This window comes from Pseudomonas vranovensis (assembly GCF_040438935.1).
In the GTDB taxonomy this organism is placed as follows: domain Bacteria; phylum Pseudomonadota; class Gammaproteobacteria; order Pseudomonadales; family Pseudomonadaceae; genus Aquipseudomonas; species Aquipseudomonas vranovensis.
This window is the reverse complement of the sequence record NZ_CP159259.1, coordinates 1,117,693-1,142,413: the sequence shown is the minus strand read 5'-3', so window position 1 is coordinate 1,142,413 and position 24,721 is coordinate 1,117,693. Positions and strand designations below refer to the sequence as shown.

The 24,721-nt window shown below is 63.1% G+C and carries 22 protein-coding genes and 1 pseudogene; 12 read left to right on the top strand and 11 right to left on the bottom strand.

Annotated elements, in window-relative coordinates; all coding sequences use genetic code 11:
• Window positions 1-23 precede the first annotated feature (23 nt).
• From ABVN19_RS05245 to ABVN19_RS05235, 3 genes are read right to left on the bottom strand one after another with little or no spacing between them, the layout of a single operon-like run.
• The gene (locus tag ABVN19_RS05245; protein WP_105642497.1) at window positions 24-1,127 is read right to left on the bottom strand and encodes an extracellular solute-binding protein; all 1,104 of its coding nucleotides are present in this window, start codon (window positions 1,125-1,127) and stop codon (window positions 24-26) included.
• A gap of 1 nt (window position 1,128) precedes the next feature.
• The gene (gene aguB, locus ABVN19_RS05240) at window positions 1,129-2,037 is read right to left on the bottom strand and encodes an N-carbamoylputrescine amidase (RefSeq protein ID WP_105642496.1); all 909 of its coding nucleotides are present in this window, start codon (window positions 2,035-2,037) and stop codon (window positions 1,129-1,131) included.
• Window positions 2,038-2,041: 4 nt separating this feature from the next.
• Complete coding sequence (locus ABVN19_RS05235; RefSeq protein ID WP_028941472.1) at window positions 2,042-3,094, bottom strand: agmatine deiminase family protein; 1,053 nt, start codon at window positions 3,092-3,094, stop codon at window positions 2,042-2,044.
• Between the two features lie 132 nt (window positions 3,095-3,226).
• On the opposite strand from ABVN19_RS05235, the gene ABVN19_RS05230 reads away from it, so the two are divergent.
• From ABVN19_RS05230 to ABVN19_RS05215, 4 genes are all read left to right on the top strand, one after another.
• A complete protein-coding gene (locus ABVN19_RS05230; protein WP_028941471.1) occupies window positions 3,227-4,105 on the top strand; it encodes a LysR substrate-binding domain-containing protein in 879 nt (292 codons plus the stop codon).
• Window positions 4,106-4,125: 20 nt separating this feature from the next.
• On the top strand, window positions 4,126-4,584 hold the full coding sequence (locus ABVN19_RS05225; protein WP_028941470.1) for a metallophosphoesterase family protein: 459 nt from the start codon (window positions 4,126-4,128) through the stop codon (window positions 4,582-4,584).
• A 94-nt stretch (window positions 4,585-4,678) separates the two neighbouring features.
• Window positions 4,679-7,096, top strand: coding sequence for a glucose/quinate/shikimate family membrane-bound PQQ-dependent dehydrogenase (locus ABVN19_RS05220; protein WP_028941469.1), 2,418 nt, complete (start codon window positions 4,679-4,681; stop codon window positions 7,094-7,096).
• Between the two features lie 85 nt (window positions 7,097-7,181).
• Window positions 7,182-8,435, top strand: coding sequence for a carbohydrate porin (locus ABVN19_RS05215; RefSeq protein ID WP_105642495.1), 1,254 nt, complete (start codon window positions 7,182-7,184; stop codon window positions 8,433-8,435).
• Here the strand turns inward: ABVN19_RS05215 and ABVN19_RS05210 are convergent.
• Window positions 8,432-8,835: pseudogene (locus ABVN19_RS05210) on the bottom strand (RidA family protein). The gene ABVN19_RS05215 and the pseudogene ABVN19_RS05210 sit on opposite strands and share 4 nt — an antisense overlap.
• A 191-nt stretch (window positions 8,836-9,026) precedes the next feature.
• Here ABVN19_RS05210 and ABVN19_RS05205 point away from each other — a divergent pair.
• Together ABVN19_RS05205 and ABVN19_RS05200 are read left to right on the top strand one after the other, a co-directional pair.
• Window positions 9,027-9,392 (top strand): glyoxalase superfamily protein, encoded by a 366-nt coding sequence (locus ABVN19_RS05205; protein WP_028941467.1) that lies wholly within the window; start codon window positions 9,027-9,029, stop codon window positions 9,390-9,392.
• 157 nt (window positions 9,393-9,549) lie between these two features.
• Complete coding sequence (locus ABVN19_RS05200) at window positions 9,550-11,139, top strand: ABC-F family ATP-binding cassette domain-containing protein (RefSeq protein WP_105642494.1); 1,590 nt, start codon at window positions 9,550-9,552, stop codon at window positions 11,137-11,139.
• Between the two features lie 168 nt (window positions 11,140-11,307).
• Here ABVN19_RS05200 and ABVN19_RS05195 read toward each other — a convergent pair whose 3' ends face one another.
• Window positions 11,308-11,784, bottom strand: a complete 477-nt coding sequence (locus ABVN19_RS05195; RefSeq protein WP_028941465.1) for an Lrp/AsnC family transcriptional regulator — start codon at window positions 11,782-11,784, stop codon at window positions 11,308-11,310.
• 144 nt (window positions 11,785-11,928) lie between these two features.
• Between ABVN19_RS05195 and ABVN19_RS05190 the strand changes: the two genes are divergently transcribed.
• The 4 genes from ABVN19_RS05190 to ABVN19_RS05175 all read left to right on the top strand — a co-directional run bounded on the left by ABVN19_RS05190 (window position 11,929) and on the right by ABVN19_RS05175 (window position 15,923).
• Complete coding sequence (locus ABVN19_RS05190) at window positions 11,929-12,564, top strand: LysE family translocator (RefSeq protein WP_028941464.1); 636 nt, start codon at window positions 11,929-11,931, stop codon at window positions 12,562-12,564.
• A 141-nt stretch (window positions 12,565-12,705) separates the two neighbouring features.
• On the top strand, window positions 12,706-13,722 hold the full coding sequence (locus ABVN19_RS05185; RefSeq protein ID WP_028941463.1) for a branched-chain amino acid aminotransferase: 1,017 nt from the start codon (window positions 12,706-12,708) through the stop codon (window positions 13,720-13,722).
• Between the two features lie 133 nt (window positions 13,723-13,855).
• Window positions 13,856-14,536, top strand: coding sequence for a response regulator transcription factor (locus ABVN19_RS05180; RefSeq protein ID WP_105642493.1), 681 nt, complete (start codon window positions 13,856-13,858; stop codon window positions 14,534-14,536).
• Window positions 14,514-15,923, top strand: coding sequence for a HAMP domain-containing sensor histidine kinase (locus tag ABVN19_RS05175; RefSeq protein WP_105642492.1), 1,410 nt, complete (start codon window positions 14,514-14,516; stop codon window positions 15,921-15,923). The genes ABVN19_RS05180 and ABVN19_RS05175 overlap by 23 nt, the downstream gene beginning before the upstream one ends.
• A gap of 22 nt (window positions 15,924-15,945) precedes the next feature.
• On the opposite strand, the gene cysS is transcribed toward ABVN19_RS05175, so the two are convergent.
• Both cysS and ABVN19_RS05165 read right to left on the bottom strand, forming a co-directional pair.
• Window positions 15,946-17,328 (bottom strand): cysteine--tRNA ligase, encoded by a 1,383-nt coding sequence (gene cysS, locus ABVN19_RS05170; RefSeq protein ID WP_105642491.1) that lies wholly within the window; start codon window positions 17,326-17,328, stop codon window positions 15,946-15,948.
• A 9-nt stretch (window positions 17,329-17,337) separates the two neighbouring features.
• Window positions 17,338-19,041 carry a glutamine--tRNA ligase/YqeY domain fusion protein gene (locus ABVN19_RS05165; protein ID WP_105642490.1) on the bottom strand — a complete coding sequence of 568 codons (1,704 nt, stop codon included), beginning with the start codon at window positions 19,039-19,041 and terminating at the stop codon, window positions 17,338-17,340.
• Between the two features lie 236 nt (window positions 19,042-19,277).
• Between ABVN19_RS05165 and ABVN19_RS05160 the strand changes: the two genes are divergently transcribed.
• Together ABVN19_RS05160 and ABVN19_RS05155 are read left to right on the top strand one after the other, a co-directional pair.
• A complete protein-coding gene (locus ABVN19_RS05160) occupies window positions 19,278-19,778 on the top strand; it encodes a peptidylprolyl isomerase (RefSeq protein ID WP_028941458.1) in 501 nt (166 codons plus the stop codon).
• A complete protein-coding gene (locus ABVN19_RS05155) occupies window positions 19,775-20,497 on the top strand; it encodes a UDP-2,3-diacylglucosamine diphosphatase (protein WP_028941457.1) in 723 nt (240 codons plus the stop codon). The genes ABVN19_RS05160 and ABVN19_RS05155 overlap by 4 nt, the downstream gene beginning before the upstream one ends.
• Before the next feature lie 84 nt (window positions 20,498-20,581).
• Here the strand turns inward: ABVN19_RS05155 and ABVN19_RS05150 are convergent, their stop codons facing one another.
• The 4 genes from ABVN19_RS05150 to miaE all read right to left on the bottom strand — a co-directional run bounded on the left by ABVN19_RS05150 (window position 20,582) and on the right by miaE (window position 24,570).
• Window positions 20,582-22,111 carry a DHA2 family efflux MFS transporter permease subunit gene (locus ABVN19_RS05150; RefSeq protein WP_105642489.1) on the bottom strand — a complete coding sequence of 510 codons (1,530 nt, stop codon included), beginning with the start codon at window positions 22,109-22,111 and terminating at the stop codon, window positions 20,582-20,584.
• Window positions 22,108-23,310: an HlyD family efflux transporter periplasmic adaptor subunit gene (locus ABVN19_RS05145; RefSeq protein WP_028941455.1), complete on the bottom strand. Its 1,203-nt coding sequence runs from the start codon at window positions 23,308-23,310 to the stop codon at window positions 22,108-22,110. The genes ABVN19_RS05150 and ABVN19_RS05145 overlap by 4 nt, the downstream gene beginning before the upstream one ends.
• A gap of 15 nt (window positions 23,311-23,325) precedes the next feature.
• Complete coding sequence (locus ABVN19_RS05140) at window positions 23,326-23,823, bottom strand: MarR family transcriptional regulator (protein ID WP_028941454.1); 498 nt, start codon at window positions 23,821-23,823, stop codon at window positions 23,326-23,328.
• Between the two features lie 141 nt (window positions 23,824-23,964).
• Window positions 23,965-24,570, bottom strand: coding sequence for a tRNA isopentenyl-2-thiomethyl-A-37 hydroxylase MiaE (miaE, locus tag ABVN19_RS05135; RefSeq protein WP_028941453.1), 606 nt, complete (start codon window positions 24,568-24,570; stop codon window positions 23,965-23,967).
• Window positions 24,571-24,721 lie beyond the last annotated feature (151 nt).

The following is a 24,721-nucleotide window of genomic DNA, read 5'->3' as shown; positions in this document are numbered from 1 at the left end:
TCCTTGAAGGGTTGCCGGAGCACTTACTGCGCGGTGGCGGTCTTGAATTTGGTCCAGGTGCGCATGCGGGCGCGCATGTCGGCCTGAGGAATGTCCTGGCCTGGAATCAGCCGCTCGTACGTGGCCTCGTCCAGGTAAATGTCCGGGTTATTGCGCATGCTCGCCTCGACATCCGGGCGCGCCTTGGCGTTGGACGTGGGATAGCCGGTGAAGTTACTGATTGCAGCCATGTTCTGCGGGCGCATGACAAAGTTGATGAAGGCATAGGCGTACTCCGGATGCCTGGCGTCCACCGGAATCGCCATGGTGTCCATCCATAAGGTAGTCCCCTCCCTGGGAACGCGGTACTGGAACCGGGTGGTTTTGCCGGCACTGTCGGCGGTGCGCTGCGCCTGGGTCATGTCACCGCTGTAGCCCAACGACAGGCATAGGTTGCCGTTGACCAGATCGGTCACCGGCTGGGACTGGAACTTGCGAATGTAAGGCCTAATCCTGAGCAGTACCTCGCTGGCCGCGGCCAGGTCTTCACGTCGCCCACTGCGCGGTTCGCGGCCCAGGTAATTGAGCACCACCGCCAGCACTTCATCGGGCGAGTCGATCATCGAAATGCCGCAGTCGCCGAACCTGGCCGCAAGCTCCGGTTTGAACAGCATGTCCAGGCTGTCGACCGGCGCATCGGGCATGCGCTGGCCGATCTGCTCGGCGTTGTAGGTCAGGCCGATGGTGCCCCAGGTATAAGGCACGGTAGCAGGGCTTGAATGCACATAGTGCGTGCGCAGTTTTTGCAGGCCAGGCTCGATATCGTTCATGGCGGTGAGCCTGGATTGATCCAGCACCTTCAGGCCGCCGGCACGCATCAGGCGCTCAGCCACAGTGTCGCCGGGGAAGATCAGGTCATAGCCGCTACCGCCAGCCATCAGCTTGGCTTCCAGGGTTTCGCTGCCGTCCATGACGTCATAGATCACCTTGATACCGGTTTCGGCGGTGAACCTGGCCAGGGTGTCCTCGGCAAAGTAGTCGGCCCAGTTGTACAGCCGCAGGGTTTTCTCTTCGGCGTGCAGCGATGCCATGCTGCACCCCAGGGCAAGGCCCAGCACGCACAGCAGACGGTTGTGGGCAGCGTTCATATCAGACTCCTTGGGCGTTCCAGCGAGCATTGAGGTGACGGCCGTCCTGGCTCAACAGCGGTCCGTACATTTCCGGCCGGCGGTCGCGGTAAATGCCCCAGCTCAGGCGCTCTTCGGCCATCGCTGCCAGGTCCAGACTGCTCAGCATCACACCGGTACTGCTGCGGTCGGCCTCTGCCAACAACTTGCCCTTGTGGTCGCAGATGAAGGAGGAGCCATAGAAGTCCATCTGCAAGTGCGCATCGGTGGTCGCCACTTCCCGGCCGACACGGTTGGCCGCCACCACCGGCAGGATGTTGGCGGCGGCATGACCGCGCATCGCCATCTGCCAGTGATCACGAGAATCCAATCCAGCACAGCCAGGCTCCGAGCCGATGGCGGTGGGAAACAGCAGGATTTCGGCGCCCATCAATGCCAGGCAGCGGGCGGTCTCGGGAAACCACTGGTCCCAGCAGATGCCCACGCCAATGCGCCCGGCAGCGGTGTCCCAGACCCTGAAGCCGGTATCGCCGGGACTGAAGTACTCCTTCTCCTGGTAGCCGATGGCGTTGGGGATGTGGGTCTTGCGGTACACACCGAGCAACTGCCCATCGGCATCGACCACGCTCAGGGAATTGAACCAGGCGTTGCCGGCCCGCTCGAACCAGCTCAACGGCAGCACCACTTCCAGTTCCCGTGCCAGTGCGGCGAAACGCTTGAGTACCTTGCTGTCGCGGTACTCCTCGGCCAGCGCCAGGTGCTTGTGGCTTTGCTCGATGCAGAAGTACGGCGTGGCAAACAGCTCTTGCAGCAGGACCAGCCGGGCGCCCTTGGCTGCGGCCTCTCGCACCAGCTGCTCGGCGTGGTCGAGGTTGTGTTCAAGGTTCCAGGTGCAAGGCATCTGGGTGGTGGCGACGGTCAGCAGGCTCATGGCATCAACCCTCCACCGGCCAGGCCGGCTGCTGCTGGGTGATGCAGTGCACCCCGCCACCGCCATGGGCCAGGTGGTTGATGCGCACCGGTACCACTTCGCGCCCCGGAAACGCCTGGGCCAATACCTGCGCCGCCACGTGGTCGGCATCGATGCCGTAGGCCGGCATGATGATCGCGTGGTTGGCAATGTAGAAGTTGGTGTAGGAGGCGCAGAACACTTCGGCGTCGGTGTCTACCGCTTCGCTGGCCTCAAACAGTTCGATCAGCTCGAAGGGGCGGCCCTGGGCATCGGTGGCCAGCTCCAGCGCACGACGGTTTTCCCGTACCACCTCGGCGTATGCCGAACCCTGGTCATGGGTGGCGTCCACCAGCAACACGCCCGGGCGAGCGAAGGCACACACGCCATCGACATGGCCATCGGTCATGTCGCCGGTCACGTAGTCGGGATCGCCCGGCAGCCAGATGGTTTTCTTGATGCCCAGCAAGCGGTTGAAGATACGCTCCATTTCGGCCTTGCTCATGCCCGGATTGCGATTGGGGTTGAGCAACACCGACTCGGTGGTGATCAGCGTGCCTTCGCCGTCGACATGTATGGCGCCGCCTTCGTTGCTCAAGGGCGTGCCGAAGCACGGCAGGCCCAGGCCATTGAGTACGCGGCGGGCCAGGCCTTCGTCCAGGTCATGGGCCGATTTGCCGCCCCAGGCATTGAAGCGCCAACTAACGCCCGCCACACCCTGCTGTGGGTGGCACACAAAGCTTGGGCCCGAATCCCGGCACCAGCTGTCGTTCACTGCCAGCGCGATCAACTCGATGTTTGGCCCGCACAGGGCCTTGGCACTGGCCACCGCAGCAGGGTCGACCACCAGCTTGACCGGCTCGAAGCGGGCGATGGCGTTGGCCACGCGGGCAAAGTCTTCCTGCACTTGCGCCAGGGTCACGCCCCAGCCCGACTCCCACAGCGCCTGGTTGTGGGGCCATACCATCCAGGTTGCCGCGTGCCGGACCCACTCTGCCGGCATCCACCACCCTTCGTTACGCACGTCGCTCTGTTGCATGACAAATACCCTTGAGTTAAGCCATTGTGTTCAATGAAAACTGCCTTGGCGGTCTTGGCATGCATGCTAAGGCTGTAAAAACGGGCAAACAAACGATGGATTTTGCAGAAAACTGATTAGGAAACCTTATCAATGCTCAAGCACTGGCCCCCACTGAGCAGCCTTCGCGGCTTTGAAGCGGCCGCCCGATTGGGCAGCTTTCACAAGGCGGCCGAAGAGCTGCACCTGACCCAATCGGCCATCAGCCAACAGATCCGCAGCCTTGAGGCCTACCTGGAACAGCCCTTGTTTTTCCGCAGCGGGCGCAGTGTCAGCCTGACCGATGCCGGGCACGACCTGCTCAGCACCACCCAGGCAATGCTGCAGCAATTGGCCGTGGGCATCCGTCGCCTGGGGCAATACCAGAAGCCCAATCAATTGGTGCTCAACACCACCCCGGCGTTCGCCCGGCACTGGCTGCTGCCGCGCCTGGGTGACTTTCGCCGCCAGCACCCGGAGGTGGATTTGTGGATCTTCACCACCGACGAAGTGCCCGACATGGCCAGCCAGACCATCGACCTGGCAGTGCGCGATGACATCAGCGCCCAGGCCGAATGCAGCTTCAAAGTGCTGCATGCCGACCGCCTCTATCCGGCGTGTCACCCCAGCGTGATGGCGCTGCCTCGAGAGCAACGCACCACCTTGCATGGCGAGCGGGAGATGGACTGGAGCCACTGGGCGGTAGAAGCCGGCGTCGATGTCGGCCAGCAAGACCAGGGGTTGAATTTCTCCGACCCAGGGCTGTTGCTCGATGCCGCGATCTCGGGGCTGGGCGTTGCCCTGGTCAGCGAACTGCTTAGCCAGCAGGCGCGTGAAAACGGGCTATTGCAACCCTTGGTGGAGCAGACCATTCGCGGCCCGAACTGGGCCTTGCTGACCCATCGCGACAGCGAACACGACCCCTTGGCGCAAAGCTTCAGTGGCTGGTTGCACGACAACCTGCAAGGCGCGGGTACACTACCGGCAACTTGACCCTGGCGCGGAAACCCTGCATGAAAGTTGGCGTGATCTCCGACACCCACGGCCTGCTCCGCCCTGAAGCGCTGGACGCCTTGAGCGGTTGCGAGCGGATCATCCATGCCGGCGATATCGGCAAGCCGGAAATACTCCAGCAACTGGCGGCCATCGCGCCCTTGCAGGTGGTGCGCGGCAACAATGACCTGAACCTGGCCTGGGCCGGCAGCCTTGCCGACCACCTGCGTTTCACGCTCAACGGCTGGCAGGTGCTGCTCGTGCATGACATTGCCGATGTGCCAGCGCTGCTCGATGACGGCATCCGGCTGGTGATCACCGGCCACTCGCACAAGCCTTTGATCGAATGGCGCGGCGGGCGCTTGTACCTCAATCCGGGCAGCGCCGGCCCCAGGCGGTTCAAGTTGCCGGTGACCCTGGCGTTGCTTGAAGTACTGCCCGAATTGCTGGAGCCGCAGCTAGTCTCTTTGGTGGAGTGACCCTTCACGCAAGCCCCGGCAAATTATGTACTAACTTGTTAATTAGCTTGCTAAGGGTATAATTCGGCCACCCCCCCTTCGAGTTTTTTTCGATATGAAGCACGCACCGCGCGCCGCTGGCGCCTCCTCATTCATCCTGGTTGGCCTGGGCGTGATCATCGCTCTGCTCGGCCTTGCACTGGCCGCTGGCGGTGTAAAGCTGGCCGGCCTGGGTGGTTCCTGGTACTTCTTGCTCGGCGGTCTGGCGATGGCGGTTTCCGGCCTGCTGATTGCCCGCCGCAAGCCTGCCGGTGCCTGGTGGTTCGCCGCCTTCCTGGTGGCCACCGCGATCTGGGCCCTGGCCGATGTGGGGCTGCAGTTCTGGCCGCTGTTCTCGCGCCTGTTCATGTTTGGCGCGATTGGTTTTGTCGTCACGCTGGTCTATCCGCTGCTGGCCCGTGCCAACGGCGCCACGCCGGGCCGTGGCGCCTATGGCGTAGCCGGCGTGCTGGCCGTTGCGCTGGTCATTGCGGTGATCAATATGTTCGTCGCTCACCCCAGCGTCGCGCCGACCGGCACCGGCCCGGGCATCACCCCGGTAGACCCTGCCACGGCGCAAAAAGACTGGGCCCACTACGGCAACACCGAGGGTGGCAGCCGCTTCGCAGCGCTGGACCAGATCAATCGTGACACCGTCAGCAAACTGCAAGTGGCCTGGACCTACCACACCGGTGACGTGGCCCTCAGCGACGGCAACGGTGCCGAAGACCAGTTGACCCCGCTGCAGGTCGGTAACAAGGTGTTCATCTGCACCCCGCACAACAACCTGATCGCTCTCGATGCCGATACCGGCAAAGAGCTGTGGAAGAATGAAATCAATGCCAAGTCGGCCGTGTGGCAGCGTTGCCGCGGCATGGCTTACTTCGATGCCACGGCCCCCGTCGCCCAACCGACCCAGCCTGACAGCTCGGCGATCATCGCCGCCAGCGTACCGGCGGGTGCCAACTGCCAGCGCCGCCTCCTGACCAACACCATCGACGCCCGCCTGATCGCGGTGGATGCCGATACCGGCGCGTTCTGCCAGGGCTTTGGCAACAACGGCCAGGTTGACCTCAAGGCCGGCCTTGGCAATGTGCCCGACAGCTACTACCAACTGTCGTCGGCGCCGCTGATGGCCGGCACCACCGTGGTGGTCGGCGGGCGCATTGCCGACAACGTGCAGACCGACATGCCCGGTGGCGTGATCCGTGGTTTTGACGTGATCAGCGGGCAGATGCGCTGGGCCTTCGACCCAGGCAACCCCGAAGACCGCAACGCCCCGACAGGCGACGCCACCTACGTGCGCAGCACGCCCAACAGCTGGGCGCCGATGTCCTACGACCCGGCCATGAACACCCTGTTCCTGCCCATGGGCAGCTCGTCCACCGACATCTATGGCGTGGAGCGCACCGCGCTGAACCACAAGTACGGCGCTTCGGTGCTGGCCCTGGATGCCAGCACCGGTGCTGAAAAGTGGGTGTACCAGACCGTGCACAACGACCTCTGGGACTTCGACCTGCCGATGCAACCCAGCCTGATCGACTTCACCAAGGCCGATGGCCAGTCGGTGCCTGCAGTAGTGATCGGCACCAAGGCCGGGCAGATCTTCGTGCTCGACCGTGCCACGGGCAAGCCGTTGACCCAGGTCGATGAAGTACCGGTCAAGGCGGGTAACATTCCCAACGAACCCTACTCGCCGACCCAGCCCAAGTCGGTAGGCATGCCGCAGATCGGTGCCCAGCAACTGACCGAAGCAGACATGTGGGGTGCAACGCCGTTTGACCAACTGCTGTGCCGCATCGACTTCAAGAAAATGCGCTACGACGGCCTGTACACAGCGCCCGGCACCGACCTGTCGCTGAGCTTCCCCGGCTCCTTGGGTGGCATGAACTGGGGCAGCCTGTCTACCGACCCGGTGCATGGTTTTATCTTCGTCAACGATATGCGCCTGGGCTTGTGGATTCAGATGATCCCGTCGCAGAACAAGGGCCAGGCCGCCTCCGGTGGTGAAGCGCTGAACACCGGCATGGGCGCGGTACCGCTCAAGGGCACGCCGTACGCGGTGAACAAGAACCGCTTCCTGTCGGTGGCCGGCATTCCATGCCAGGCACCGCCTTTCGGCACCCTCACCGCCATCGACATGAAGACCCAGAAAATCGCCTGGCAAGTACCGGTGGGCACCGTCGAAGACACCGGTCCCCTGGGCATCCGCATGCACCTGCCGATCAACATCGGCCTGCCGACGCTGGGCGGCACCCTGTCGACCCAAGGTGGCCTGGTGTTCATTGCCGGCACCCAGGACTTCTACCTGCGCGCCTTCAACAGCGGTAATGGTGAAGAAGTCTGGAAAGCTCGCCTGCCCGTGGGCAGCCAGGGTGGACCGATGACCTACGTGTCGCCCAAGACCGGCAAGCAGTACATCGTGATTACGGCCGGTGGCGCGCGTCAGTCCACCGATCGTGGTGACTATGTGATGGCTTACGCGTTGCCTTGATTCAACCCTTTTTTGCGGGCAAGCCCGCTCCTTGCAGGAGCGGGCTTGCCCCACGATCGCCTCAAAGATTCAGGAACACCCCTCAATGCTTTCCGCTTTGCGCATTACCTCCTGCCTGCTCACCACCCTTGTCAGCACCACTACCCTGGCCCAGGACGCCACCCTCACCGGTGACTGGGGCGGCCTTCGCCACCAGTTGGACGAACAAGGCATCAAATTCACCGGCGACTACAGCGGCGAGACCGCCTATAACGCCAACGGCGGCCTGCACCGCTCGGCGCGCTACTCGCAGAACATCAAGCTCGGCGTGCAGTTCGACCTGGAAAAACTGTACGCCGTGGACGATGGCGGCAAGGTCCAACTGACCCTCAACGACCGTCGTGGCAACAGCGCCTCCGAAGACATGGTGGGCAACCGCCTGCCGATCCAGGAAAACTACGGCGGCCTCTACACCCGCCTGACCGAACTGAGCTACGAGCGCACGCTGTTCACCCCGGCCCTGAACGTCAAGCTTGGCTACATGGCCATGGGCAACGACCTGGGCGGGCTGGACAGCGGCATCCTGTGCAACTTCATGAACGCCGGTTTCTGCGGGCATCCGCTGAACATGTCGGGCGGTAGCGGCTGGACCAACTACCCCAACGCCCACTTGGGGGTACGGGTCAAATACGACCTGTCGCCGGCCTGGCAGCTACGCGTGGCGGCATTCAATGTCGACCCCGAAAGCAACGGCAACGCCAGCCGTGCCTGGCACGTGGGCCCCAAGCACACCACCGGCACCGTGGTGCCGCTCGAGCTGGTGTACAAACTCGCGGGTGACCTGCCTGGGGAATACAAGCTGGGTTACTACTACGACAGCTCCGATGCCAAGCGTATTGGCAGCGACGATGAAGTGGCCGGTCGGGGCGGTCATTACCTGCTGATCGATCAGGCCGTCTGGAACTCCCAAGCTTCAACGGGCCGCAGCCTGCACGTGTTCGGCCAGTACTCGGCCGCGAGTGCGGCGGCGTCGCCCTTCAAGACCTGGTATGGCACAGGCCTGGTGCTGTACAAGCCGTTTGCAGGCCGCCCCCGCGATACCGTTGCCCTGGGCTATGGCCGTGCCGTGCCCAACCCCCGCAGCCGTGACGTGCAACAGGACGCCGCGCTGGCCAACGGCGAGGCGTTCCCCCACCTGGACAGCGCCGAACAGCTGATTGAACTGAGCTACGGCTACCAGGCCACGCCCTGGCTGACCTTGCGCCCGGATGTGCAATACATCATCGAGCCGGGGGCGTTCTCGGGCGAGCAGATCGACAACGCCCTGGTACTGGGCTTGCAGGTCAAGGCCACGTTCTAACGCGCCGCCACTGCCTCGATCTCCACCTGCATGCCTCCCAGCGCGAGCCTTGGCACCGGGATCAACGTGCAGGTGGGCTTCATGTGCGGGCCCCAGGCGCGGTCGGACTCAGCGACCCACTGACGCAGTTTTTCAGCCGAGTGATCGACGATCAGCAGCGTCAGCTTGAACACATCCTCAAGCCCCGCGCCGCGCGACTGCAACGCCGTCTGCAGGTTGGCCAGAGCCTGGCGGGCCTGGTCGGCAAAGTTGGCTGAAAGCCGCCCCTCGACGTCCTCCCCCCCTGCCCGGCGATATACAGCAGCATCGCCCCGGGGCTTACCTCGGCGACGTGGGAATAGGCGTTGGCGCTGGGGTCGTAGAGGCCCCGAGGGTTGGACAGGCGAAAGGTGCTGGGCATGAGGGAGGCTCCTGTGTGGAAAGAGCCTGCAGTGTCGAACCTCGACTTAACTTCAGGTCAAGCCCCTGCACGCGTAGCCGCTGCCGCCAGGCTGCGATCGGCCGCAAAGCGGTCGCAGAGTTGCCAGGCGGTAGCGGCTACCAAGTGCCTGCTATCATCCTGCCTTCACCCCAACTCGATGAGCCCTCTCAATGCACCTCGCCCCCGCCATCCCGGTTCTGCGCATCTTTTCGGTGGAAAAAGCCAAGGAATTCTATTTGGACTTTCTCGGCTTCACCCTCGACTGGGAACACCGTTTCGAACCCGCCCTGCCGCTCTATGTCCAGGTCCATCGCGACGGGCTCATCCTGCACCTGAGCGAGCACCACGGCGACAGCACGCCTGGCTCTACCGTGTTTGCACGCGTCGAGGATATCCAGGCCCTGCAGCGCGAGCTGATTGCCAAGCAATACGGCTATTCGCGCCCCGAAGCCCAGCACGTCGGCTGGGGCCTGCAAATGGAAATCGCCGACCCGTTCGGCAATCGCCTGCGTTTCTGTCAGCAGATCGAGGACTGAACGGTGCTTTACCTGCCAGGCACCGCGCACTAAGCTGCGTACCTGAACCGCTCGCACCGAGGTGTAGTCCGATGCGCCATTAATGCCGCCGTCTGTTCGACGGCCCGTCTTCATCCCCCTTTACCGGGGACGTTGCTGGCATTTCGTGGAGTGTCGTATGACCCCTGTCTCGATCCTGACGCTCGATGGCGTCGCCTTTGCCTTGCCCGATGGCAGGCCGTTGTTTACCGACCTGAATGAATGCTTCGACCAGCGCCGCACCGGCCTGGTCGGGCGCAATGGCGTGGGCAAGAGCCTCCTTGCGCAAATCCTCGCCGGGAACCTGGCACCCACCGCTGGGCACTGCCGTGCCACTGGCCGGGTGCATTGCCTGGCGCAGCAGATTGCCGGCCCCGACACCACCGTGGCGCAACTGGCCCAGGTCGGCGAGGTGCTCGATGCCTTGCGCCGCATCGAGGCCGGCAGTTGCTCGCAAGCCGACTTCGACACCGTGGGCGAACGCTGGGATATGCGCGAGCGCCTGCAGGCGCAATTGGCGCGCCATGGGCTGGAACAATTGGATGCAGACCGGCCGGTCGCCACCCTGAGCGGCGGCCAGGCCATGCGCGTGGCCTTGCTCGGGGCATTTCTCAGTGAGGCCGACTACCTGATCCTCGATGAGCCGAGCAATCACCTGGACGGTCCCGCTCGCGCCCAACTGCTCAGCCTGCTCAAAGAATGGAACAAGGGATTGCTGGTAATCAGCCATGACCGTGAACTGCTCGCGCACATGCAGCGGATCGTCGAGCTTTCGCCCCTTGGCCTGGCCAGTTACGGCGGCAACTACAGTGTGTATGCCCAGTGCAAGGCCGATGAAAGCGCCCAGGCCGAGCGCACGCTGGAGCGCCTGAAGCTGGAACGTCAGCGCCAGGCCCGCGAGCTGCAGCAACAACGCGAGCGGCTAGAGCGGCGCCAGGCCAGGGCTGGCCGGGAGGCGCGCGACAGTAACCAGGCGAAGATACTCCTGGATCGCAGGCAGGAACGCAGCGAAGCCACTGCCGGCAAACTGCAGCGCGACCATCAGGCCGCCCGGCAGGCTATGGCGCAGAGGGTGCGTGAAGCTGCCCGGCGGGTGGAGGCCAGCAACGCCATCGTCCTCCAGGCACCGGCCCCTGCGCGACAGGCGGGCAGCCCGCTGCTAACGCTGCAGGCACTGCGCCTGCCTTTCGGTGATCCGCTACAGGCACCGCTGGACGGGTGCCTGTACAGTGGCGAACGGGTCGCACTGATCGGCGCCAACGGCAGCGGCAAGTCGACGCTGCTCAAGGTGCTGGCAGGTCTTCTCGCACCCCATTCCGGCCACGTCGAGGTTCGCGTTGAAGTCGCCTACCTCGATCAGCACTGCAGCCTGTTGCCTGCCACGCAGTCGGTGCTCGACTACCTGCGCCGGCGCTCCGCCAGCCTCGATGAAAGCAGCCTGCGCACGCGTCTCGCGCAGTTGGGCCTGGGTGCCGAACGGGTGGAGCTGCCCAGTGGTGTGCTCAGTGGCGGGGAGCGCCTCAAGGCGGCCCTGGCGGGTGTGCTCTATGGCGATACGCCGGTGCAGCTATTGCTGCTGGATGAGCCGAGCAATCACCTCGACCTGCCCGCCCTCGCCGCCCTGGAAAACATGCTGTGCCAGTACCGCGGGGCCCTGCTGGTGGCCTCGCACGACACAATGTTTTTGCAGCAGTTGGGGCTGGACCGCGCGTGGCGACTGGAACGCTGAAACGACAAGGCCCCGTCCATTGCTGGACGGGGCCTTGGTTTACCCTGCTGCCTGGTGTTCAAACTATCGTACCTGCCCCGCGATTGGCGGCGGTCGTGGTACGTATCGAGGTCAGCGGGCAAAGCTTCGTTGAATTCATGGTGCGCCTGACTGAGTAGTCTGTCCAGCTCAATGTGCAGCCAGATGGCCCAACGGTAGTGGCCCATGGGGCTTGACCGTCTGGATGGCGAAATTGCTGCGAATATCGCTGACGCCCGGCAGTTTGAGCAGGGTGTCGATCAGAAAGCGTTCGTAGCGGCGCAGGTCCGGCACCACCACCTGGAGCAGGAAATCCGACTCACCCGACACCAGGTGCGCGGCAATCACTTCGGGCAAAGCCAGTACCGCGTTCTGAAAGGCCTGGGCGGCCGGTTCGTGATGGCGCTCGACCTTGACCCCGACGAACACTGTCAGGCCCAGGCCGACTTCGTTGCGGTCCAGCTGGGCCGCATAGCCCTTGATCATCCCCGCTTCCTCCAGCAGTCGGACCCGACGCAGGCAGGGTGACGGCGACAGGCCGATCATTTCGGCAAGCTCCACATTGCTCAGGCGAGCATTGCGCTGCAGGGCGTCGAGAATCTTGCGGTCAAAAGCGTCCAGGGTAATTTTTGGCATGATCGGTATATTCCTTTACTGACCGTGGCAGTTTATATCAATACACCCTGTATTCCACGCAACTTTCGCAAGCACCTGCCAGCCCCTCCCGGCATAGAATTTTCGCCTGACCATTGATTGCCGGGAGTGGGTGAAATGACTCAATACAGCATGTTTTGCGCCGCACTGCTGGTGGTGTACCTGGTGCCCGGACCGGACATGTTCCTGCTGCTCAATACCGGCGCCAGCGAAGGCCGCCGCCAGGCCCTGATGACCGCACTGGGCCTGGCCCTGGCGCGAGCCGCTCATGTCACCCTGGCTGCCCTGGGGCTGGCGGCGCTGCTGCGAACCCACCCCTGGGCCTTCGACCTGCTCAGTATTGCCGGGGGGTTGTACCTCGCCTGGTTGGGCTGGCAGTTGCTGTGCGCTCCGGTCTCGGCCTTGCCCAGCAGCACAACCACGGCCCGCAACCCTGGCCATTGGTCGGCCGCCTTGAAAAAAGGACTGCTGACCAACCTGCTCAACCCCAAGGCCCTGTTGTTCTGTTCGGTGTTGCTGCCACAGTTCATCAGCCAGACGGGCGGACCGATCGGCCAGCAATTTGCCATTCTCGGCGCGGTGCTGGTGGTGGTCGGGCTGGGATTCGACAGCTTCTATGCCCTGAGCGGTGATCGCCTGGGCCGCTGGGTGGCCGCCAGTCCCTGGAAACAAAAGCTGCAGAACCGCCTGTTCGGCACCCTGCTGATCGGCTTCGGTGCGCGCCTGGTGCTGCTGCGCGAGCTGGGCGGGTGACGATTTACGCTGATTTTCACTGCGACCATGGTCCAATCTATGACTGGGCGTTTCCGATCTGCACGGGATGTATTATCGTGGCTGCGTGCGCTATTTCAGCCGCCTGAGCCATCAGGCATATGCCAACCATTCGAGGGTGCCATGAGTAACGAAAGCATTAACTGGGACAAGCTGGGCTTCGACTACATCAAGACCGACAAGCGCTACCTGTCCTACTTCCGTAACGGCGAGTGGGACGCGGGCACCCTGACCGAAGACAACCAGCTGCACATCAGCGAAGGCTCGACCGCGCTGCATTATGGCCAGCAATGCTTCGAAGGCATGAAGGCGTACCGCTGCAAGGATGGTTCGATCAACCTGTTCCGTCCTGACCAGAACGCCCTGCGCATGCAGCGCAGCTGCGACCGCCTGCTGATGCCACAAGTGCCTACCGATGTGTTCATCGAGGCCTGCAAACAAGTGGTCAAGGCCAACGAACGCTTCGTGCCGCCGTATGGCAAGGGTGCCCTGTACCTGCGTCCGTTCGTGATCGGCGTAGGCGACAACATCGGCGTGCGTACCGCCCCGGAGTTCATCTTCTCGATCTTCGCCATTCCGGTCGGCTCGTACTTCAAGGGCGGCATGACCCCGCACAAGTTCCTGATTTCCGACTACGACCGCGCCGCACCACAAGGCACCGGTGCCGCCAAGGTCGGCGGCAACTACGCAGCCAGCCTGCAGCCAGGCTACAAGGCCAAGCAGGCCGGTTTCGCCGACTGCATCTACCTTGACCCGTTGACCCACACCAAGATCGAGGAAGTCGGCTCGGCCAACTTCTTTGGTATCACCGCCAACAACGAGTTCATCACGCCGAAGTCGGCCTCGGTGCTGCCGGGCATCACCCGCCTGTCGCTGATGGAACTGGCGCAATCGCGCCTGGGCCTGAAAGTGATCGAGGGCGACGTACTGATCAACAACCTTGGCCTGTTCAAGGAAGCCGGTGCCTGCGGTACCGCCGCGGTGATCACCCCGATCGGCGGCATCCAGTACAACGGCAACCTGCACGTGTTCTACAGCGAGACCGAAGTGGGCCCAGTTACCCAGAAGCTCTACCAGGAGCTGACCGGTATCCAGAGTGGCGACATTGAAGCGCCGGCGGGCTGGATCGTTAAGGTTTGATGACCTGACAGCATCGCGGGCAAGCCCGCTCCGGCATGGGGCGGGCTGCCTGGCGATCATGAATTTTTCTTTAACCCGGGCACCGCCTATTCTTTGGCACAATCAAGTCTCTACTCGCCGCCCAGGTAATAGCATGCTCCGCGTACTGACTATCGAAGACGATGCGGTCACCGCACAAGAGATCGTCGCCGAACTTTCCAGCCATGGCCTGGAAGTGGATTGGGCCGACAACGGCCGCGAGGGCCTGGCCAAGGCCATTGCCGGCGGCTACGACCTGATCACCCTGGACCGCATGCTCCCCGAGCTCGACGGCCTGACCATCGTCACCACCCTGCGCAACCTCAAGATCGTCACGCCGATCCTGATGATCAGCGCCCTGTCGGATGTCGACGAACGGGTGCGCGGCCTGCGTGCCGGTGGCGACGACTACCTGACCAAACCCTTTGCCTCCGACGAAATGGCCGCCCGCGTAGAAGTGCTGCTGCGACGCAACAGCGTGCCACTGGCGCAGACCCGCCTGCAGGTCGGCGACCTGGAGCTGGACTTGATCAGCCATGAGGCACGGCGCGGCGAGCACACCCTCAACCTGTTGCCCACCGAGTACAAGTTGCTGGAGTTTCTCATGCGCCACGCCGGCCAGGTGATTACCCGGATGATGATCTTCGAGGAAGTCTGGGGTTATCACTTCGACCCCGGCACCAACCTGATCGACGTGCATATCGGCCGCTTGCGCAAGAAGATCGACGCCGCCGGCCAGGCCCCGCTGATTCGGACCGTGCGGGGCTCGGGCTATGCCATTGCCGAACCCGTCTAAGGGCTGGAGCTCGTCCACCAGCCGTCTGCTTGCGCTCTACAGCTTTCTGTTCGTAGCCTGGAGCAGCATCCTCATGGGAGTGCTGTACTTCGAGGTTTCTGGCTACCTGAACAAACTCACCCGTCACTCGTTGCTGCAGCGCCAGCACCTGTTCGCGCACATGAGCGGCAAGCAGCTCGACGACGCCCTGATCGCAAGCCAGGCCTTCGAGGAACGCAGCTTCGATGCCTACGGCCTGTTCGATGCACAGTTCAATCCCCTCCTCGGCGGACAGGTCCGCCAGGTACCGGCAGACCTGGGACTGGACGGCAAGATCCATGAGTTGAACCGCTGCCTGGACGCCGACGACCCACACCTGCCCCGCGACAGCTGTGACGCGGTGGCGATCAAAGTGCGCGATGGCCGCTGGCTGATCCTGGTGCGCGACAACGGCTCGCTGTTCGTGGTTACTCGCATCATCCTCCATGCCCTGCTCTGGGGCCTGTCGCTGACCATCATTCCCGGCATCGCCGGCTGGTACCTGCTGCGCCGCCGACCGCTCAAGCGTATCCGCGCGATCCAGGCGACTGCCGAGCAGATCGTCGCTGGCGACCTGACCCGACGCCTGCCGCTGTCGCAGCGGCGTGACGAGCTGGACATGCTGGCGGCTATCGTCAACGCCATGCTCGACCGCATCGAGCGGCTGATGCATGAGGTCAAGGGTGTGTGCGACAACATTGCCCACGACCTGCGCACCCCACTGACCCGGCTGCGCGCCCAGCTCTACCGCATCCGCCAGCAGGCCGGCGACGACTCGCCCCAGGCCGAAGCGCTGGAGCAGGCCATTGGCGAGACCGACACGCTGATGGCGCGATTTCGCGGCTTGCTCCGTATCAGCGAACTGGAAGACCGCCAGCGCCGTGCCGGCTTTGTCGAACTCGACCCGCGAGCCCTGCTGCTGGAGATGCACGACTTCTACTTGCCGCTGGCCGAGGATGGCGAAATTCGCCTGAGCCTGGAGGTACCTGCCCAGCTACCACCGCTGCATGGCGATCGCGAGCTACTGTTCGAGGCGCTGGCCAACCTGCTCGGCAACGCCATCAAGTTCACCCCCGCAGGCGGCCAGGTGCGAATGCGCGCCAGCAGTGATGCCGGTGCTGTGCAGATTGAGATTGAGGACAGCGGACCGGGAATTCCCGAGGACGAACGCGGGGCGGTGTTGAAGCGCTTCTATCGCAGCGAGGAAGGCCATCGGCACCCGGGGTTCGGGCTGGGGTTGTCAATCGTTGCGGCGATTGTCGATTTGCATGGCTTTGACTTGGAGGTCGGGACGAGTGAGTTGGGTGGGGCGAGGTTGGTGGTGATTTGTCGGGCCCTGATCGCGGGACAACCCGCTCCTAAAGTGTAGGAGCGGGTTGTCCCGCGATTGATCAGTCGGCCAGGCGCCAGGTAGTCCCGCCCTTGCCGTCTTCCAGCACCACGCCCATGGCGGTGATCTGGTCACGAATGCGGTCGGACTCTGCCCAGTTCTTGTCGGCACGTGCCTGCAGGCGCACCTGGATCAGGGCTTCGACTTCAGCCGCATCGACCTTGCCTTCGGCACCGGCACGCAGGAAGTCGTCAGCATCCAGTTGCAGCACACCGAGCAAGTCACCCATCTCACGCAGGCGACCGGCAAGGCCAGCCGCGACCTCGGGCTCGCTGTCGCGCAGGCGGTTGATCTCGCGCACCAGGTCAAACAGCACGGCGCAGGCCTCGGGGGTGCCGAAGTCGTCGTTCATCGCCAGGGTGAAGCGGTCGACATAGGTCTCGCCACCCTTGGCCTCGACTCGCGGCAAGCCGCGCAGGGCATGGTAGAAACGCTCCAGCGCGCCCTTGGACTCGCGCAGGCTGTCTTCGGAGTAGTTGATCGAGCTGCGGTAGTGGCTCGACACCAACAGGTAGCGGACCACCTCCGGGTGATACTTGTCGAGCACGTCGCGAATGGTGAAGAAGTTGTTCAAGGACTTGGACATCTTCTCGCCATTGATGCGGATCATGCCGCAGTGCATCCACGAATTGGCGTACTGCTTGCCGGTGGCGGCCTCGCTCTGGGCGATTTCGTTTTCGTGGTGCGGGAACTCCAGGTCGTTGCCTCCGCCGTGGATGTCGAAGCTCTCGCCCAGGCAGCAGGTGGACATAACCGAGCACTCGATGTGCCAGCCCGGACGGCCCGGGCCCCATGGCGATTCCCAGCTCGGCTCGCCCGGTTTTACGCCCTTCCACAGGACGAAATCGAGCGGATCCTGCTTGGCTTCGTCGACCTCGATCCGCGCACCGATGCGCAGGTCTTCGATCTTCTTGCGCGACAGCTTGCCGTAGCCGACGAACTTGCCGACGCGGTAGTACACGTCGCCATTGCCGGGTGCATAGGCGTAGCCCTTGTCGATCAGGGTCTGGATCATCGCGTGCATGCCGGCGATATGGTCGGTGGCACGCGGCTCCTGGTCCGGCGGCAGAATGTTCAGGCGGCGCTCGTCTTCGTGCATCGCGTCGATCATGCGGGCGGTCAGCGCGTCGAACGACTCGCCGTTCTCGTTGGCCCGGTTGATGATCTTGTCATCGATGTCGGTGATGTTGCGCACGTAGGTCAGGTCGTAGCCGCTGTAACGCAGCCAGCGGGTGACCAGGTCGAAGGCGACCATGCTGCGGCCGTGACCCAGGTGGCAGTAGTCGTACACGGTCATGCCGCAGACGTACATGCGCACCTTGTTGCCTTCGAGCGGCTTGAAGACTTCCTTGGTTTTGCTAAGCGTGTTGTAGATGGTAAGCACGAGCGTTCCTCAGCTGCCCCACGAATCGCGCAGGGTCACAGTCCGGTTGAATACCGGGCGACCCGGCTGGGAGTCTTTCAGGTCGGCGCAGAAGTAGCCTTCGCGCTCGAACTGGAAGCGGTCTTCTGGCTGGGCCTGGCCCAGGGAAGGTTCCGCGCGACAACCGGTAAGGACCTGCAGCGAATCGGGATTGATGTTGTCGAGGAAGGTGCCGCCATCTTCGGTCTTCTCAGGGTTGGCCGAGCGGAACAGGCGGTCGTACAGACGCACTTCGCACTCCACGCTGGCCGCCGCCGGTACCCAGTGGATCACACCCTTGACCTTGCGGCCTTCAGGGTTCTTGCCCAGGGTGTCCGGGTCGTACGAGCAGCGCAGCTCGACGATGTTGCCTTCGGCGTCCTTGATCGCTTCGTCGGCGCGGATCACGTAGCTGCCGCGCAGACGCACTTCACCGGCCGGCTCCAGGCGCTTGTAGCCCTTCGGCGGCGCTTCCATGAAGTCGTCGCGGTCGATGTAGAGCTCGCGGGCGAACGGCAGTACGCGCACGCCCATGTCTTCTTTCGGGTGGCGTGGCAGTTCGAGGTTCTCGACCTGGCCTTCCGGGTAGTTGGTGATGACCACTTTCAGCGGACGCAGCACGCACATGGCGCGAGGCGCGGTGCGGTCGAGGTCTTCGCGGATGCTGAATTCGAGCATCGACATGTCGACCACGCCGTCGGACCGGTTGGTGCCGATCATTTCGCAGAAGTTGCGGATCGAGGCCGGGGTGTAGCCGCGGCGACGGAAACCCGACAGCGTCGACATGCGCGGATCGTCCCAACCCTGGACGTGCTGCTCGTCGACCAACTGCTTGAGCTTGCGCTTGCTGGTGATGGTGTAGTTCAGGTTCAGGCGGCTGAACTCGTACTGGCGCGGCTTGGCCGGCACCGGCAGGTGGTCCAGGAACCACTCGTACAGCGGACGATGGCCTTCGAATTCGAGGGTGCAGATGGAATGAGTAATGCCTTCGATGGCGTCCGACTGACCGTGGGTGAAGTCGTAGTTCGGATAGATGCACCACGTGTCACCGGTCTGGTGGTGGTGGGCATGGCGGATGCGATAGAGGATCGGATCGCGCATGTTCATGTTCGGCGAGGCCATGTCGATCTTGGCACGCAGCACACGCTCGCCGTCCTTGAATTCGCCGGCTTTCATGCGCGCGAACAGGTCCAGGTTTTCCTCGACCGAACGCTCGCGGAACGGGCTGTTCTTGCCAGGTTCGGTCAGGTTGCCACGGTATTCCTTGGACTGCTCGGGGGTCAGGTCGCAGACGTAGGCATCACCAGCCTTGATCAGCTCCACGGCCCAGTCGTGCAGTTGGTCGAAGTATTCCGAGGCGTAGCGCACCGGGCCGGTCCACTCGAAGCCCAGCCACTTGACGTCGCTCTGGATGGCGTCGATGTACTCCTGGTCTTCTTTGGCCGGGTTGGTGTCATCGAAACGCAGGTGACAGGCTCCGCCGAACTCCTGGGCCAGGCCGAAGTTCACGCAGATCGACTTGGCATGGCCGATGTGCAGGTAACCGTTGGGCTCTGGCGGGAAACGGGTGACGATGCTGCTGTGCTTGCCCGAGTCCAGGTCGGCCTGCACGATCGGACGCAGGAAGTTCGCAGGGACGGCGGGCGCGCCTTTGGCAGCGGCGTTGGGAGCGGTGTCGGCAGTGGGCTTGCTCATAGGATCCTTGAAATACGGGTACACGGCCTGGGTAGGCCGACTGAATCAAAGCGCTTATCATAGCCGAAGCGGTCGAGCTGCCGACAGCGCCCTGCCGACAAACTGGCGGGATATTCGACCGGCAATGCAAAAAAACTGCCGCGAGCCACGTATCTCGGGTTGTAGACTGTGCGTCAGGTTTACATCGCGTTGCGGCGCGACCCTATTTCAAATGCCTTGAAAGAGCGAATCCCAGCATGTCCAAAGTCAAATTGAGCACCAACCACGGCGACATCATCCTGAAACTGGACGCCGAAAAGGCCCCTAAAACCGTCGAGAACTTCGTTCAGTACGTTAAAGAAGGCCACTACGACAACACCGTGTTCCACCGTGTGATCAAGGGCTTCATGATCCAGGGCGGCGGCTTCGAGCCAAGCATGAGCCAGAAGAAAACCCGTGCCAGCATCCAGAACGAAGCGGACAACGGCCTGAAGAACACCAAGTACAGCATCGCCATGGCCCGCACCATGGAGCCACATTCGGCCTCGGCGCAGTTCTTCATCAACGCCTCCAACAACGACTTCCTCAACCACAGCGGCAAGAACGTGCAGGGCTGGGGCTACGCGGTATTCGGTGAAGTGACCGAAGGCCAGGACATCGTCGACAAGATCGAAGGCGTTGCCACCGGTTCCAAGGCCGGCCACCAGGACGTGCCGAAAGACGACGTGATCATCGAGAAAGCCGAGATCATTGAGTGATACTGCTGATCTCTGATCTGCACCTGCAAGAAGAACGCCCGGACATTACCCGGGCGTTTCTTGATCTGCTTGACGGACGTGCCCGCCACGCCCGGGCGCTGTACATCCTCGGTGATTTCTTCGAGGCCTGGATCGGCGACGACGCCATGACGCCCTTCCAGACCAGCATCTGCACTGCCCTGCGCGCCCTGAGCGACAGCGGCACACAGGTGTTCCTGATGCACGGCAACCGCGATTTCCTGATTGGCGAGCCCTTCTGCAAGGCCGCAGGCTGCACCTTGCTGGCCGACCCCTGTGTGGTGGAGATGGGAGGTGAGCCGGTGCTGCTGATGCATGGCGACAGCCTTTGCACCCTGGACCTTGCGTACATGAAGATGCGCCGCTATTTGCGCAACCCGGTCAGCCTGTGGATCCTGCGGCACCTGCCGCTGGGCACCCGGCAAAAACTGGCGCGCAAGCTGCGCAGCGAAAGCCGGGCGCAAACGCGGATGAAGGCCACCGACATCGTCGACGTGACCCCGGAGGAAGTGCCGCGGATCATGGCCCAGTATGGCGTGCGCACCCTGGTGCATGGGCACACCCATCGTCCGGCGATTCACAAACTGGTGGTCGACGGCCAACCGGCGCGGCGTATCGTGCTGGGCGACTGGGATCGCCAGGGCTGGGCGCTGGAGGTGGATGAGCAAGGGTTTCAGTTGCAGCCGTTTGCTTTTCCCTGATCGCTGATCGCGGGGCAAGTCGAGACGTCGCACCGCCGCTCCTACAGGTTGCGGGAGCGGCGGTGCGACTTGCCCCGCGATGTCTCAATGCCCCGCCGAAGCAGGCCCGGCCTTGGCCGCAAACGGCGGCCTGGCCAGCCACACCAGCAGAATCAACCCCGCGAACACCCAACCCATCAGGGTGAAGTAATCCACCGTCGACATCATGTATGCCTGGCTGCTGAGCATGCGCTCAAGCTGCGCATACGACTGCCCGTTCGCCCCGCCCAGGTGGTTGAGCGCCTCGCGGGTGGCCGGCTCGTAGGTGCTGATGCTCTCGCTCAGGTAGGCATGGTGCTGGTCGGCCCGGCGGATCCATATCCAGGTGGTCAGCGAGGCGGCAAAGCTGCCGCCCAGGGTTCGCAGAAAGGTGGCCAGGCCCGAGCCATCGGCAATCTGGTGCGGCGGCAGGTCCGAGAGCAGGATGCTCAGGGTCGGCATGAAGAACAGCGCCACGCCGATACCCATGAACAACTGCACCAGGGCGATGTGCTTGAAGTCCACCTCGTTGGTGAAACCTGCACGCATGAAGCAACTGGTGCCGATGGCCAGGAAGGCCAGGCCCGCCAGCAGGCGCAGGTCGAACTTGTGCGCGTACTTGCCGACAAAGGGCGACATCAGCACGGGTAGCAAACCGATCGGCGCCACGGCCAGGCCGGCCCAGGTGGCGGTGTAGCCCATCTGGGTCTGCAACCACTGCGGCAAAATCAGGTTGATGCCGAAAAAGCCTGCATAACCGAACACCAGGACAATGGTGCCGATGCGAAAGTTGCGGTGTACGAACAGTCGCAGGTTGACCACCGGGTGCTTGTCGGTGAGTTCCCATATGATGAATACCGCGATGAACACCACCGAAATCAGGCTGCCAATCACGATGAAGTTCGACTCGAACCAGTCGAGGTCATTGCCTTTGTCCAGCACGATCTGCAAGGCGCCAACGCCGATGATCAAGCACAGCAAGCCGACGTAGTCCATGGGCTGGCGACGAGTGCTGACGGGACGCGTGCGCATCTGCTGGCGCACCACCGCCGCGGCGAACAGGCCGATGGGCACGTTGATGAAGAAGATCCACGGCCAGCTGTAGCTGTCGGTGATCCAGCCGCCCAGAATGGGGCCGGCAATCGGCGCCACCACCGTGACCATCGCCAACAGGGCCAACGCCATGCCCCGCTTGGCCGGCGGGTAAACGGCAATCAGCAGGGTCTGGGTCATCGGGTACAGGGGGCCCGCAACAATACCTTGCAACACGCGAAAGCCGACCAGCTCCGGCATCGACCGGGCAATACCGCACAGGAACGACGCCAGCACGAACAGCAAGGTGGCCCAGATGAACAGTTTCACCTCACCAAAGCGCCGGCTCAGCCAGCCGGTCAGCGGCAAAGCGATGGCATTGCTGACTGCAAACGAGGTAATCACCCAGGTGCCCTGCTCCACACTCACGCCCAGGTTACCGGCAATGGTCGGCAGCGCCACATTGGCGATGGTGGTGTCGAGCACCTGCATGAAGGTCGCCAGCGACAGGCCGATGGTGGTCAGCAGCAGGCTCGGCGGCGTGAATGACGCGGTGTTGCTCATCGTGCGGCCGTCTTGCTGGCCGCGGCACTGTTGTCATGGATCAAGCGGGTGATCATGGCGTCGGCTTCGACCAATTGGCGGTCATACACCTTGGTGGTGAACGAGGCCTTCTGCGGCGGCAACTGGGCCAGCACCGGGCCGCTCTGGTCATGCATGTCGACCGTGACCTGGGTCGACAGACCGATGCGTAGCGGATGCGCCGCCAATTGCTCGGCATTGATATGGATGCGTACCGGTACCCGCTGGACGATCTTGATCCAGTTACCGGTGGCGTTCTGCGCCGGCAGCAAGGCAAAGGCACTGCCAGTACCGGCCCCCAGGCTGTCGATGGTGCCGCTGTACTTGACCTCGCTGCCGTACAGGTCGGCAACGATATCGACCGGCTGGCCGATGCGCATGTTGCGCAACTGGGTTTCTTTGAAGTTGGCGTCGATCCACAGCTGGTCCAGGGGGATCACTGCCATGGTCGCGGTGCCCGGCTCCAGGCGCTGGCCCAGTTGCACGGTACGCTTGGCCACATAACCGGTCACCGGCGCCACCAGGGTGGTGCGAGCAGCCGCCAGGTACGCCTGGCGCAGTTGAGCGGCAGCCGCCATCACTTCAGGGTGCGAGGACACCACGGTGTCATCGACCAGCGCGGTGGTGGTGTTGAGCTGCTGACGGGCATTGATCAGCGCGTTCTGGGCCGAGGCCAGGTCGTCACGGGCGTGGGACAACTCTTCCAGCGAGATCGCCCCGCCAGCGGCCAGGGTCTTGCGGCGGGTGTAGTTTTCCTGGGCCTTGGTCTGCTCGGCCTGACGCGCCGCGACCTGGGCTTTCATGCCATCAACGTTGCTGTACAGCCCGCGTACCCGGCGCACGGCGCGGGCCAGCTCGGCCTGGGCTGCCTGCAGGCCGATTTCGGCATCGCTGGGGTCGAATTCGATCAGCACCTGGCCCTCATGCACCAGGTCGCCATCGTCGGCGCCGATACTGACGACGGTGCCGGTCACCAGCGGAGTGATTTCCACCACGTTGCCATTGACGTAGGCATCGTCGGTTTCTTCGTTCCAGCGCCCGTACAGTTCATGCCAGGCCCAGACGGCGCCACCGACCACGACGATCAGCAGTAACAGGCCGAGCAGCCAGGTCTTGCGCTTGCGCGAGGTGTTGAGGTCCTGCGCGGCGTCGGCAGGCTCCGGAGTGTTGGCAATGGCCATGTCGAGTACCTAGGCTTACGCGTGTTCAGAAATGGAAGGCTGGGCTGCGGCAGTGCGCAGGGCCGTCAGGGTGTCACCGGCGGCGAGCAGGACCTTGGTCAGCAGGCCTTCAAGGCTTGCCAGCTCGTCCGGCGCCAATATGCCCAGCAGCTCGTTCATGGCTGCAGCGCCGATCTGCGGTAGCTGGTCGGCAAGCGTGTGCCCTTCCTCGCTCAGCGCCAGGCGCACCTGGCGGCGATCATCCGGACAGCGGCGGCGCAGAAGCAGGTCTTTCTGTTCCAGGCGGTCGAGCATGCGCGTCATCGAACCGCTGTCCAGGGCCAGGTAACGGCACAGCTCGGCGGGGGTGTCGACGCCGTACTGGGCGACGATGATCAGCACCTTGAACTGCGCGGCGGTCACGCCGAAGGCCTGCAGGTGGCTGTCGAGAATGCGGTCCTTGACCAGCGCGGCACGGCCCAGCAACAGGCCGAGGGTGCAGGACTGGAAGTTCTCGGGGGTGTAATGCGGCATGGCGGGAGATACCTGCTCAAGCAGTTAGTAACATAATGTTACTGCTTAAGCAGCTAACGTCAAGGCATTAATTAGCTAGCTCATTATCTGGCAAGCCGTAACCGCCAGGCTACGGCTACGGTGCAGTGGTCAGGGTCAGGGTCAGGCAGGAATTCCGCTGTGAAACCGGAACTCCTCATCCGGCGTGCTGATCAGTTCGGCTTCCACCGCCCTGACCTTCTCCACCACCCGCTCGATATCGGCCGCATCACCGTACTGGTGCGCCAGCTTCAGGTACCCCTGATAGTGGCGGGCTTCGCTATTGAGCAGCCCGTGATAGAACTTGCCCAGCTCTTCATCCAGATGCGGCACCAGCGCGGCAAAGCGCTCGCAACTGCGCGCTTCAATAAAGGCGCCGACGACCAGTGTGTCGACCAGCTTGACCGGCTCGTGGGTGCGCACCACCCGGCGTAACCCCGAGGCGTAGCGCCCGGCCGACAACGGGCGCAGGCCGATCTTGCGGCGCTTCATCAGGCGCAGTACCTGCTCGTGATGCACCAGCTCCTCGCGGGCCAGACGCGACATCATGTTGATCAGGTCCAGGTGGGTGTTGTACTTGGCCATCAGGCTCAGCGCGGTACTGGCGGCCTTGAACTCGCAGTTCTTGTGGTCGATCAGCAGGGTTTCCTGGTCGGCAAGGGCCGCCTGGACCCAGGCATCAGGCGTACGGCATCCAAGAAAGGCTTCGATTTCGGGAATAAGGGACATAGGCTCACAAACAGGCAGGGCAACGGCAAGACCGGCGATTATACCGGCGGCGGTGGCGATCACCAGTGACTATGCTTGATATGTATCAACGCCCATTGCACTTGGCGCCGACTATAGTCAGGCATTGGTCGCCATTTCTGAAGGGAGTTCA